This is a genomic window from Luteimonas sp. S4-F44 (genome assembly GCF_022637415.1).
In the GTDB taxonomy this organism is placed as follows: Bacteria; Pseudomonadota; Gammaproteobacteria; order Xanthomonadales; family Xanthomonadaceae; genus Luteimonas.
In genome coordinates this window covers 315680-328439 of the sequence record NZ_CP093340.1, presented here as the reverse complement: position 1 = coordinate 328439, position 12760 = coordinate 315680, and the positions used below count along the sequence as shown (strand labels likewise).

The following is a 12760-nucleotide window of genomic DNA, read 5'->3' as shown; positions in this document are numbered from 1 at the left end:
GCCGTGCAGCCATCGATTGCTGCGACTGGTTACTTGCGCAGCAATTCGTCCACCAGCGTATCAGCGCCGTACACCGACTTCAGCGCCTCGACGATCGCGCCGCTGTGCACCGAGACCGTGCGGTTGCGCGTCGGGTCGTACCAGAAGCTGCCGCCGAGCGAATGGATGTTGCCGTCGAACGCCAGGCCGACAACCCGCGCGTCCCGATCGATGACCGGACTGCCGGAGTTGCCGCCAATGATGTCGTTGGTGCTGACGAAGTTGAAGCGCGTATCGCCGGCGATCCGGGCCTGGGCATCCAGCCAGCGCTGCGGTAGCGCGTACGGCGCCGCGCCGGTGTTGCGGGCGAACACCCCGGCCATCGTCGTGAAGGGCGTGATGGCCCTGCCGTTCTCCTCCCAGCCGGCGATATCGCCATACGACAGCCGCAGCGTGAACGTCGCATCCGGATAGACCGTGGTGCCGAGCTTGTCGAAGCGCACCTTGGCGATCTGCGTCGCGGCGCGCGACTCGATCGCACCCACCTCCGATTCCTGACGCTGACGCACCGCGCGCGCCGGTGCATCGACCGCACGCGCGAGCCGGATGAAGGGATCGTCGGACGCCGCGACCGCCGCGGCGCCGCCCGTCCACAAGCGTTCGCGCTCGGCGACATCGGCCAGCGTTGATCCCTCGACCAGGGCCTTGGCCACCTGCGCCGGCGAGCGGTTGCCGAGTACCGACTTGACCAGCGGGTCGTCGGTGCCGAGCAGCTCGCGCAGCTTGGTCAGCGACCAGGTGAGCTTGGCGGTCTCGAACGCCGGGTAGACGGGCGCCGTGCTCAGCAGCGTCTGGCGCAGGCGTCCCTGGCCGGCGTCCTGGAACTCTGGCAGCCGGGCGTCGTTGGGCTTGGTGCGTTCGTCGGCGCCGCGCACCAGCGTGCGTGCGATCGAGAACAATCGAGAATCGAAGCCCCGGCCCTGTTCGAGCAGCATGTAGGGCACGGCGATCTGGCGCGCCGTGGCCTGCGCCGCCTCGACCTCGCGCCACGGCGCGGCATCGACGCCTTCGCGCAGTCGCGCCTCCTCGGCGCGCTTGGCCGCGAACACCTGCGGGTCGAGCAACGCCTGCAGCTGGCCGCGGTAGACCTTGTAGCTGTTGTCGGTGAACGTCAGGTCCGACTGCGCCTGGCGCGCGGCCTCCTCGTCTAGCCGGCCGTACTCGCCGAGCATCGCGCGGCGCTCGGCCAGCCACAGCAGCGTGTTGATCAGGCTGACATCGCGCACCGTCTCCAGCTGAGCGACGGTGAGCTGGCGCTGGGTGCGGCCCGGATGGCCGGTGACCATCACCAACTCGCCGGCCTGCGCGCCCTCGGGCTTGAGCGTGAAGTGATGCTCGACCGTTGCCGGCTCGCCGTTCTCGTAGGCACGCAGCAGCGCGGCATCGAGGTTGTAGCGCGGGAAATTGAAATTGTCCGGGTCGCCGCCGAAAAAGCCGACTGCGTACTCGGGCGAGAACACCAGGCGCACGTCCGAATAGCGGTGATAGCGGTAGAGATGCTGCTGGCCGCCGTTGTAGAGCTCCACGACGTCGCAGCGCGTAGTGTCGGCCGCATCGCCGACGCATTCCGACTCGATGCGCGCTTTTTCGGCGTTGCGCGCGTCGACATAGGCCTGGCCCTGTTTGCCCTCGGCGGCCGCGGCCACGCGCGCGCTAACGTCGGTGATCGCGCGCAGCACGTTGAGCTCCTCGGCCGGACATTGCAGCTCTTCGCCGCGGGCATCGGCGACGAAACCCGCGTTCTGCAGATCGCGCTGCGGCGACGACAGGCCCTGCACGCAGCCGACCACGCAATGGGCGTTGGTGAGCACCAGGCCGTCAGGCGAGACGAACGAGCCCGAACAGCCGCCGGCCAATCGCACCGACGATTGCATCGCGTGATCGATCCAGGCCTGGTCGGGCGAGAAGCCGTACTGCGCCTGGAGCGCATCGCGCGGCAGATTGTCGAGCGTCCACATCCCCTCTGCGGCCTGGCCGGCCAACGGCAGGGCCAGTGCAACGAGAACGGCAACGCGCGGACGCGACAGCAGCCGCGATAGGGTCTGGGGCGCCATGGGCGAGTCTCCGGGTTGAGGTGGCCGCGCGGGCCGGACCCGCACAGCCTAGAGGCTGCCGTGTCTGCGGTGCGAGACCCTAGGTTGTGACGGACAGCACGAAGTTTGCGGGTTCGGTGCCTTCACGTACGATGCAACGCGCGGATGCCGCGCTGCATCCGTCGCGTCCCGAGCGAGAGTCCGCATGAGCCGATCCGAACGCCGTCGACCGGCCCCGCCCGACCCCGCCGCCCTGCGCCGGGGCCTGACGCCCGAGCAGACGGCCGCGATCGCGACCCTCGAGGCACTGGGCTGGGAACTGCGTTTCGTGCGCCGCCCGCTGTTCCGGGCGCCTGTCCCGGTCGTATTCGAAAAGGCCGGCGCGCGCTGGCTGGTGGTCGAAGGCGACGGGCAGCTCAACGAGTCGCCGGGGTTCGCGCTGCGCGACTAGCGGCCCGTCCGCCGGCACTGCCCTCGCAGGCACCGCGGCTCAGGTCATCGCACGATCAGCACCGGCAGCTCGCTGCGCGCCACGACCGCCTGGGTCTGGCTGCCGAGCAACAGCCGGCCCAGCCCCCGCCGCCCGTGGGAGGCCATCACCACCACGTCGATGCCGCGCGCCTGCGCGGTCTCGAGGATGGCATCGGCCGGCGGCTGCTCGGCGACGAACAGCGTCGTGGCCTCGACGCCATGCCGCGATGCGGCCTGCTTCGCGGCGGCGAGCACCTCGTCGGCATGGGCCTGAGCGGCGACGCGGTAGTCCTTGAGGAATTCGTCGAAACCGACCAATCCGCTGGGATCGGTCAGGGCGGTGTTCCAGGGCTCCGACACCGTGACGATGGTCAGCGACGCCCCGAGCCCTGCGGCGAGCGTGGCCGCGTGCTCAACACCGCGCGCGGCGAGTTCGGATCCATCGGTGGCGACAAGGATATTGCGATACATGGCCTGCTCCCGGGGATGACGAGGGTCGCCTCGAATATACCCCCGTCGCCCGACCGGGCTGGCGCGGCCGAACGTCGCATCCCACCCGCCTGACGCCGTGCGCTACGCCGGCTGCAGATTCGCGTAAGCCATCACCAGCCACTTGCTGCCGACTTCGTCGAAGTTGACCTGCACGCGTGCATGCGCGCCGTCGCCTTCGATGTCGGTCACGGTGCCGGCGCCGAACTTCGCATGCGTCACGCTCTGGCCCAGCCGCACGCCGACCGACGGCGCCAGACTGGCATGGCCGTAGTCGGGACGCTGCCGCTGTGGGAACGTCGCACGCGTGGCCTGCACCTTCGGCCGCACCTCGTGCAGTAGCGCCGCCGGGATCTCGCGCAGGAAGCGCGACGGCACGCCGAACATGTCCTGGCCGTGCAGGCGGCGCGCCTCGGCGTAGGTCAGCACCAGCTTCTGCCGGGCGCGGGTGATGCCCACGTACGCAAGCCGGCGTTCTTCCTCCAGCCGGCCGCTCTCCTCGGCGGTACGGGCGCTCGGGAACAAGCCTTCCTCTAGACCCACCAGGAATACCAGCGGAAACTCCAGGCCCTTGGCGCTGTGGAGTGTCATCAGCTGCACGCCGTCCTCGCCGGCCTGCGCCTGGCCTTCGCCGGCTTCGAGCGCGGCATAGGCCAGGAACGCAACGAGTTCGGTGAGCTGGGCGCTCTCTTCGTCGTCGCCGCGTACGAAACGCGAGGCCACCGAGACCAGTTCGTCTAAGTTCTCGACCCGCGAATCGGCGCTGCCCTTCGACTCGTTGGCGTAGTGCACACGCAAGTTGGAGCGTGCGAGCACATGATCGATCTTGTCTTTGAGCGACAGCTCAGCGACCTCGCCGGCCAGTGCATCGATCAGTTGAGCGAAGCCGGCCAGCGCGTTACGCGCGCGGCCCGCCAGACCGCCGCCCTGGGCGCAGCGCAGCGCCGATTCCCACAACGGGATCGCATGTTCGCGCGCCTGCCGGCGCACCTCGTCGAGCGTGCGCTCGCCGATGCCGCGCGGCGGCGTGTTGACCGCACGCTCGAACGCGGCATCGTCGTCGCGGTTGGCGATCAGCCGCAGGTAGGCCAGCGTGTCCTTGATTTCGGCGCGCTCGAAAAAGCGCACGCCGCCATAGACGCGATAGGGCACTTGCTCGGCGACCAGTTGCTCTTCCATCGCCCGCGACTGCGCATTGCTGCGGTAGAGCACGGCGATGTCGCCGTGGCTGCCGCCGTCGCGCACCCACTGCAACGCGCGCTCGACCACGTAGCGCGCCTCGTCGATCTCGTTGTAGGCCGCGTACAGATCGATCGGATCGCCCTCGCCACTGTCGGTCCACAGCTGCTTGCCGAGCCGGTCGGGGTTGTGCGCGATGACCGCGTTGGCGGCGCCCAGGATGTTGGCGCTGGAGCGGTAGTTCTGCTCGAGCCGGATCGTCTGCGCACCCGGGTAGTCGCGCAGGAATCGCTGCACGTTCTCGACCTTCGCACCACGCCAGCCGTAGATCGCCTGGTCGTCGTCGCCGACGATGAACACCTTGCCGGTGTCGCCGGCCAGCACGCGCACGAACGCGTACTGGATCGCGTTGGTGTCCTGGAACTCATCGACCAGCAGATGGCCGAAGCGCTGGCGATAGTGCGCGAGCAACGCCGGTGTATCGCGCAGCAATTCGTGCGCGCGCAGCAAAATCTCGGCGAAGTCGACCAGGCCGGCGCGGTCGCAGCGCTCCTGGTACAGCGCATAGGCCTTGAGCATCACGCCCGACCATTCGTCGCCACCATCCTGGATGTGCTGCGGCCGCTTGCCCTCGTCCTTCTGCGCGTTGATCCACCAGGCGATCTGCCGCGGCGGAAAGCGCGCGTCGTCGAACTCGAGTTGCTGGACCACGCGCTTGACCAGCCGCAGCTGGTCGTCGCTGTCGAGAATCTGGAAGCCCTCGGGCAGCTTCGCGTCCTGCCAATGCAGGCGCAGCAGACGATGCGCAAGACCATGGAACGTGCCGATCCACATGCCACGCGCGCCGTTGCGCAGCTGCGCGTCGACGCGATGCCGCATCTCGGCCGCGGCCTTGTTGGTGAAGGTCACAGCAAACACGCCGTACGCCGGCACCCCGACGACCTCGTTGAGCCAGGCGATCCGGTGCGTCAGCACGCGGGTCTTGCCGCTGCCGGCGCCGGCCAGAACGAGATAGTGCGAATCGGGCGCCGAGACAGCTTGGCGCTGGGCTGCGTTCAGCCCATCGAGCAGGTGCGAGACATCCATCCCCGCATTCTACGCCCCTCCCAAAACCGGGGTCAGAGTCGATTTATCGTCGCGGCCGGAACGAGGTCGTTCTTCAAGGGCTCGAAGCCGGAGTCAGCCCGATCGCGAAATCGACTCTGACCCCGGTTTTTGGGTCAGTGGGCGGCGTGTTCGCGGCGGGCGCTGCTGCCGGTCATCAGCTTGTCGGTGTAGGCGATGCCGATCGCCGAGAGGATGAAGCCGCCATGGATGATCGTCTGCCACATGACGCCGGCAGTGGTGACCTTGGTGCAGGCGGGTGCGGCGAGCGACAGCCCGCCGGCGATCGCCTGGGCGTGGGCGGCGGCCGCGGCGATCGCGTCGGCGGTGCCGCACACCGGCAGGCCGACTTCGCCGGCAGCGATGAAGGTCTTGAGCAGATGGATCGACGAGATGCCGATGATCGCCATCGCCAGCTTGACCTTGAGCACACTGGCGTTGACGTGGCTCAGCCACTCGGGCTGGTCGGGATGGCCCTGCAGGCCCAGGCGCGAGACGAAGGTCTCGTAGCCGCCGACGATCACCATCACCAGCAGGTTGGAGATCATCACCACGTCGATCAGGCCCAGCACCAGCAGCATGATCCCCTGCTCGGTCAGCGTGTTGGCGCCGTGGACCAGGTGCCAGAGCTCTTTGACGAACAGGAAGACGTAGACGCACTGGGCAACGATCAGACCCAGGTACAGCGGCAGCTGCAGCCAGCGCGAGCCGAAGATGACGTAGGACAGCGGGTTGAGGCGCGGCGGCGCGGACAGCGGGGTCGACATGGGGGGAGCCTGCGGGGGGTGCGCGGAGCGTAGCGAGGGCCCGTGACTTTGCCAATCGTCGGCCGCGCAGACCGATGGGCGCGCGTCAGCTGCGTGCCGAGACGTCGCTCCCGCCTGGTCGCGCAGTCTCAGGCCCATCCGCCCCGGCGCACAGCCCCCATTTGGGCACGCCCGCGCAGCGATTCCGGCGACGCATCGACCGCTGACGCACGTTGACAGCGTTGTCATGCCCTCGTACAAGGACCGGGCGGCGCCATCAGACGCCGCGTGTTCCGGATCTGGGAGGATCGAGGATGCCGAGCGAGACGGCCGTCGCCGACGCGCCGCGACAGCGTGCGGCCGCGCGTGCACGGCGCGGCCGCACGGGAAGACCGGGGCCGGCTCAGCGTGCCGGCGCGGTGCTCATCGAGTACGGCGCCTCGGCGTCCGCGCCCGGCCAATCACGATTGGGCGTGGCCTGCATGGTGAAGCGCAGCTCGCCGCCGGCCAGGATCTCGTCGTGACGCAGGAATGCGCGTCGCAGCGGCTGGCCGTTGAGCGTCGCCGCGCCGATGTAACCGTGGCCCTCCGCCAGGCCGTCGGCGACGATGGTGAAGCGCTTGCCGTTGGGCAGGTCGAGCGCGGCGCGCGGCAGGAACGGCCGGCCGATCACGTATTCGCCGCTGCCCGGCGCGACCGGGTAGAAACCCAGCGCGGTGAACAGGTACCAGGCCGACATCTGGCCCAGGTCGTCGTTGCCCGCCAGGCCATCGGGTCGGTCGGCGTACTGGCTCGCCATGATCGTCCCCAGGCGCGCCTGGGTGCGCCAGGGCTGACCGGCATATGCATAGAGATAGGCCACATGGTGGCTGGGCTCGTTACCGTGCGCGTACCAGCCGATCAACCCGGTGATGTCCTCCATGTGCTCGAAGATCGCCGGGTCGACATCCGCCTCGAACACCGCGTCCAGCTTGTCCAGCAGCGCGTCGGCCCCACCGTGGGCGGCCGCCAGACCGGCGACGTCGTGCGGCACGTACCAGGAGTACTGCCAGGCGTTGCCTTCGGTGTAGTCGGTGCCGTAGCCGCTGGCGGTCGGGTCGAACGGGACACGGAAGCTGCCGTCGCGGTTGCGCGCGCGCATGAAACCGGTCGCAGGGTCGAAAGCGTTGCGCCAGTTCCCGGCGCGGCGCGTGAAGTCACGGGCGACGTCCTCGCGCCCCATCGCCTGGGCCATGCGCGCGATCGTCCAGTCGCCATAGGCGTACTCCAGGGTCTTCGAGGCAGCTTCACCCTCCTCGTCGATCGGCACCCAGCCCAGTTCCATGTACTGGCGCAGTCCGTCGTAGGGGCCGTAGGACGCGCTGGCGGTCATCGCCTCGAGCGCGGCGTCGGCATCGAAGCCGCGGATGCCCTTCAGATATGCGTCGGCGATCACCGGCACCGCGTGGTAGCCGATCATCGTCCAGGTCTCCTGGCCGTGGAACGACCACACCGGCAGGATTCCGTACGGGCTGTGGCGACGGTGCGCGAGCAGCGAGTCGATGAAATCGGCGTTGCGCTTCTCGGGCTGCACGATCGTCAGCAGCGGATGCAGCGCACGGTAGGTGTCCCACAGCGAGAACGTCGAGTAGTGGGCGAAGCCTTCGGCGGTATGGACCGCCTGGTCAGGGCCGCGATAGCGCCCGTCGACGTCCATGAACAGGGTCGGGCCCAGCAGCGTGTGGTAGAGCGCAGTGTAGGCGCTGCGGCGGTCGTGCTCGGGCGCATCGATGTCGAGCACCGACAGTGCCTGCGTCCACTGCGCCCTGGCCTCGGCGTGCACGCGGTCGAAGTCGAAGTCCGGCACCTCGGCCTCGAGATTGGCGATCGCGCCGGCCTCGTCGACCGACGAGATCGCGACCTTGACCACCAACGGCGCGTCGAGCTTGCCGAAGTCGAAGGTCCCGACCAGTTGCCGGCCCTCGATCTGCGCGCGTTCGCCCGGGCTGCGATCGGCCGGCGGCGCGAAGCCCTTGTAGAGGATGTCGGTCTCGGTGTTGTGGAAGGCATGGCCCTGCAGCGGCCGCGAGAAGCGCATCGCGAAGTACAGCTGCCGGCCCGGCGCCCAGCCCCGGGTCTCGCGAAAGCCGGTGATCGTGCCGTCGGGCATGCGCCGCAGCCGCGACCACAGGATCTTGCCGGGGTACTCGTACATCGACGTGCGCAGGTCCAGCAGCACGCGCGCGTCCTCGCCCGCCGGGAAGGTGTAGCGATGCACGCCGGCGCGGGCGCTGGCGGTCAGTTCGGCGCGCACGCGGTAATCGTCGAGCGTGACCGCGTAGTAGCCGGGGTGTGCCACCTCGTCGTCGTGGCGGAAGCGCGAGGTATAGCCGCTGCCGGGACGATCGGGGTCGCCGCGTTCGAGCCGTTCGGGCCCGGTCGTGGGCATCAGCAGCACGTCGCCGAGGTCGGAGTGGCCGGTGCCGGAGAAATGCGTGTGCGAGAAGCCGACGATGCTGGTGTCGTCGTAGCGGTAGCCCGCGGCCCAGTCGTACCCCTTCTCGCGCGGCTGGATGCGCGTGTCGGGGCTGAGCTGGACCATGCCGAAGGGCACCGTCGCGCCGGGATAGGTATGGCCCTCGCCGCCGGTGCCGATGAACGGATCGACCGAGCCGTAGGCCTTGTCGCCCACCGTGCCCGGATCGGCCAGCGCCACCCCCGCCCCCAACAACGCGCCCATCGCCACCGTCATCGCTGCCCCCAGCCTGGCCATCGCGCCCTCATTTGTATCGATTCAATTCGGCCGACCCTAGCACCTGGGGCCGTTTTCCGCATGCTGCATTGCAAGATGCCGCCTGACTTCGTCAGCGTCACCATGTCCGACCTTCAATCGGTTCAAGGGACGATTCTGTCGGGCTTGCGGCGTGCGATGCCGTCCGAAACCACCGCCTCCCCCATCGCCCGCACGAGAGTGCGCGTGCGCACCCGCCGTTCCTTTTCCAACGTCCCGACGCAGGCCACCGGAGCCGACGCATGAGCACATCCCGTTCCACGATGTCCAATTCCGCCGCAATCGCGGTGGTGAGCCTGATCTTTCTGACCTGGGGCGGCCTGACCAGCCTCAACGACGTGCTGATTCCGCATCTCAAAGCCGTGTTCTCGATGAACTACGTGCAGACGCTGCTGATCCAGTTCACGTTCTTCGGCGCGTACTTCCTGATGTCGATTCCCGCCGGTACGGTGGTCTCGCGCATCGGCTACAAGGCCAGCATCGTCGTCGGCCTGATGGTGGCCGCGGCCGGCGCGGCGCTGTTCTTCCCGGCCGCCCGCCTGCCGTCCTACGGCCTGTTCCTGACTGCGTTGTTCGTGCTGGCCTCGGGCATCACGCTGCTGCAGGTCTCCGCCAACCCCTACATCGCGCTCCTGGGCCCGCCCGAGTCCTCGCACAGCCGGCTCACCTTCGCCCAGGCGCTGAACTCGTTCGGCACGACCGCGTTCCCGTACTTCATCGGGCCGCTGATCCTGGCCGGCACAGTGCTCGGGGCGGACCAGATCGCGGCAATGCCGATGGCCGACCAGATCGCCTACCGCGCCTCGGAGGCGCGCTCGGTCGAGCTGCCCTATCTGATGCTGGCCGGCGGCCTGCTGTTGCTGGCGGTGTTCGTGGTGACGATGCGGATTCCCTCTCTGCGTGCCGAAGGCGCATCGACCCGTGACCCGCATACGTTCCGTGAAGCGCTGGCCCACCCGCACCTGCGCTGGGGCGTGCTCGGCATCTTCATGTACGTCGGCGCGGAGGTCGCGATCGGCAGCTTCCTGATCAACTACATGGCCGAGCCCGCAATCGGCGGGCTGAGCGAAGCGGCGGCCTCACGCTTCCTGGCGTTCTACTGGGGCGGCGCGATGGTCGGCCGTTTCATCGGTGCGGCGCTGATGACCAAGATCGACGCCCGCCGGCTGCTCGCATTCGCCGCGGTCATGGTGTGCGTGCTGCTGACGGTGACGATGACCAGCAGCGGCAGCATCGCGATGTGGAGCGCGCTGGCGGTCGGGCTGTTCAACTCGATCATGTTCCCGACCATCTTCACCACCGCGATCGAGCGCCTGGGCACGCTGACCAGCAAGGCGTCGAGCCTGCTGGTGATGGCGATCGTCGGCGGCGCGTTGATTCCGCTGGCGCAGGGCGCACTAGCCGACCGCGTCGGCATCCAGCTGTCGTTCGTCATCCCGCTGGTCTGCTACGTCTACATCATCTGGTACGGGCTGCGCGGTTCGCGGGTGCGGGGCGATGCGCTCGCGCCCGCCGGTACGCCGACGCCGCGTCCGAGCGCGATGCACTGATGGCTCAGACGCGACGCACCATCGCCTGCTTCGGCGAGGCGTTGATCGATTTCCGTGCCGAGCCGGCGACCACCGGCCAGGCGCGGCGGTTCGTCGAGCAGCCCGGCGGCGCGCCGGCGAACGTCGCGGTCGGCATCGCCGCGCTCGGCGGTACCGCGCGCTTCGTCGGCATGCTGGCGCAGGACATGTTCGGCGACACCCTGGACGCGGCGCTGCGGCGGCACGGTGTCGACACGTCGCAGGTGCGACGCACGGACGCCGCGCCGACGGCGCTGGCCTTCGTCTCGCTCGCCGACGACGGCGAGCGCAGCTTCAGCTTCTACCGCCCGCCGGCGGCGGACCTGTTGTTCACCGAACACGATTTCGCCGAGGCCGCCTTCACCGACGTGGCCGCGCTGCACGCCTGCTCCAACAGCCTGACCGAGCCGGCCATCGCCCAGGCCACCTTGCACGGCATGGCACGCGCCGCCCGCGAGGGCGCGCTGGTGAGCTTCGATCTCAATCTGCGTCCGGCGCTGTGGCCGGCCGGAACCGATCCGACGCCCACGCTGTGGCGCGCGCTCGCACAGGCCGATCTGGTCAAGCTCAGTGCGGAGGAACTGACATTCCTTGCCGGCGACGGCGACCCGGCCGCAGCCGTTGCGCGCATTTTGGAGACGGCCCACGTGCTCGTCGTCACCGACGGCGCCGCACCGATCCGCTGGTGGACGCGCACGAGCGCCGGCACGGCACCGACGTTCACGGTCTGCACGGTCGACACGACCGCTGCCGGCGATGCCTTCGTCGCCGGACTGCTGTGGCGACTGGCCGACCGCGCGGTCGATGCCCGCGCCCTGGGCACCGCCTTCGACACCCCCGCGCTGCGCGCCGATCTGCTGGCGCACGCCGCGGCTGCCGGCGCGCTGGCCACCACCCGCCACGGCGCCTTCGACGCGATGCCCGCGCGCGACGCCGTCGACCGCCTGCTCGAGACTGCGCAATGATGTTGCCTGCAACGCCTGTTCCCGACTTCACCTCGCCCCAGACGCTGCGTGCGCACATCGCCGATACGATGGCGTTCTACCGTCCGCGCGCGCTCGACCCGGCCGGTGGCTTCTTCCATTACTTCCGCGACGACGGCACGGTCTACGACCGCAGCCACCGGCACCTGGTCAGCAGCACCCGCTTCGTCTACGACTTCGCGATGGCCGCCGTCGAGTTCACGGACGGACCCGATGCCGACCGCGACCGCGCCGCAACCCTGCACGGCCTGCGCTTCCTGCGCGAGGCCCATCGCGATCCGGCGAGCGGTGGCTATGCCTGGACCCTGCGCGACGGCGCGCCCGAAGACCGCACCCATCACAGCTATGGGCTGGCCTTCGTGCTGCTGGCGCAGGCGAGCGCACGCAAGGCCGGGCTCGACACCGCAGCCGAGATGGACGAGACCTGGGACCTGCTCGAGCAGCACGCCTGGGACCCGGCGTACGGGCTGTACCGCGACGAGGCCGACGCACAGTGGCGGTACACGCCCTATCGCGGCCAGAACGCCAACATGCATCTGTGCGAGGCGCTGATCGCCGCGCACGAGGCCGGGGGCGACGGCCGCTACCTGGCGCGCGCTTTGATGCTGGCCGACCACATGACCCGGCGCCAGGCCGCGTTGTCGGGTGGTCTGGTTTGGGAGCATTGGCACGCGGACTGGTCGGTCGACTGGGACTATCACCGCGACGACCCCAAGCACCTGTTCCGTCCCTGGGGCTTCCAGCCGGGCCACCAGGTCGAGTGGGCCAAGCTGCTGCTGTCGCTGCGCGCGCACCTGGGCCCCGATGCGCCCGACTGGCTGCTGCCGACCGCGCGCCATCTCTACGACACCGCCCTGGCCCATGGCTGGGATGCCGCGCACGGCGGCATCGTCTACGGCTTCGCGCCGCAGGCGCTGCGCGAGGCCTCGCCCGCCCCCGGCGCACCGCCGCCGGACCTGGCGACCGCCCCGATGTTCTGGTGCGACGACGACAAGTACTTCTGGGTCCAGGCCGAAGCGATCGCCGCAGCCTGGCGGCTGTTCGAGGCCACCGGCGACGCGCGCTACCGCGACGACTACCTGCGTCTGTGGACCTACGCCTGGACGCATTTCGTCGATCACGCGCACGGTGCCTGGTACCGCATCCTGGACCGTCGCAACCACAAGGTCGACGACCTCAAGAGCCCGGCCGGCAAGACCGATTACCACACGATGGGCGCCTGTCACGACGTGTTGGCGGTGATGCGCGGGCACACGCGCCGGCGCTAGCACGCCGCGTCGCTGCGCGAACGCATGCTGCAGTGCACACCAGTGCGGCCGCGTGGCCGCCTGTTTTCGCAAGCGCGACGCAGCCGCCTCTCGCCCGGCCAGCGCCAATT

General features: G+C 69.3%; 9 protein-coding genes. 4 read left to right on the top strand and 5 right to left on the bottom strand.

Annotated elements, in window-relative coordinates:
• Nucleotides 1-29: 29 nt before the first annotated feature.
• The gene (locus tag MNO14_RS01465) at nt 30-2093 is read right to left on the bottom strand and encodes a S46 family peptidase (RefSeq protein ID WP_241945047.1); all 2064 of its coding nucleotides are present in this window, start codon (nt 2091-2093) and stop codon (nt 30-32) included.
• A 184-nt stretch (nt 2094-2277) separates the two neighbouring features.
• Here MNO14_RS01465 and MNO14_RS01460 point away from each other — a divergent pair, with 184 nt between their 5' ends.
• Nucleotides 2278-2523, top strand: a complete 246-nt coding sequence (locus tag MNO14_RS01460) for a hypothetical protein (protein ID WP_241945046.1) — start codon at nt 2278-2280, stop codon at nt 2521-2523.
• A gap of 44 nt (nt 2524-2567) precedes the next feature.
• Here the strand turns inward: MNO14_RS01460 and MNO14_RS01455 are convergent, their stop codons facing one another.
• From MNO14_RS01455 to MNO14_RS01440, 4 genes are all read right to left on the bottom strand, one after another.
• A complete protein-coding gene (locus tag MNO14_RS01455) occupies nt 2568-3014 on the bottom strand; it encodes a universal stress protein (RefSeq protein ID WP_241945045.1) in 447 nt (148 codons plus the stop codon).
• A gap of 102 nt (nt 3015-3116) precedes the next feature.
• Complete coding sequence (gene uvrD / locus MNO14_RS01450) at nt 3117-5297, bottom strand: DNA helicase II (protein ID WP_241945044.1); 2181 nt, start codon at nt 5295-5297, stop codon at nt 3117-3119.
• A gap of 134 nt (nt 5298-5431) precedes the next feature.
• Nucleotides 5432-6082, bottom strand: coding sequence for a TIGR00645 family protein (locus MNO14_RS01445; RefSeq protein ID WP_047138252.1), 651 nt, complete (start codon nt 6080-6082; stop codon nt 5432-5434).
• 382 nt (nt 6083-6464) lie between these two features.
• Nucleotides 6465-8813 carry a GH92 family glycosyl hydrolase gene (locus MNO14_RS01440; RefSeq protein WP_241945043.1) on the bottom strand — a complete coding sequence of 783 codons (2349 nt, stop codon included), beginning with the start codon at nt 8811-8813 and terminating at the stop codon, nt 6465-6467.
• A 260-nt stretch (nt 8814-9073) separates the two neighbouring features.
• Here MNO14_RS01440 and MNO14_RS01435 point away from each other — a divergent pair, with 260 nt between their 5' ends.
• The 3 genes from MNO14_RS01435 to MNO14_RS01425 are packed head-to-tail and all read left to right on the top strand — an operon-like array spanning nt 9074 to nt 12650.
• Nucleotides 9074-10381, top strand: a complete 1308-nt coding sequence (locus tag MNO14_RS01435; RefSeq protein ID WP_241945042.1) for a sugar MFS transporter — start codon at nt 9074-9076, stop codon at nt 10379-10381.
• Complete coding sequence (locus MNO14_RS01430) at nt 10381-11364, top strand: carbohydrate kinase (RefSeq protein ID WP_241945041.1); 984 nt, start codon at nt 10381-10383, stop codon at nt 11362-11364. The genes MNO14_RS01435 and MNO14_RS01430 overlap by 1 nt, the downstream gene beginning before the upstream one ends.
• Nucleotides 11361-12650 carry an AGE family epimerase/isomerase gene (locus MNO14_RS01425; protein WP_241945040.1) on the top strand — a complete coding sequence of 430 codons (1290 nt, stop codon included), beginning with the start codon at nt 11361-11363 and terminating at the stop codon, nt 12648-12650. Before MNO14_RS01430 ends, MNO14_RS01425 begins: the two co-directional genes overlap by 4 nt.
• The last annotated feature ends 110 nt before the right edge of the window (nt 12651-12760 follow it).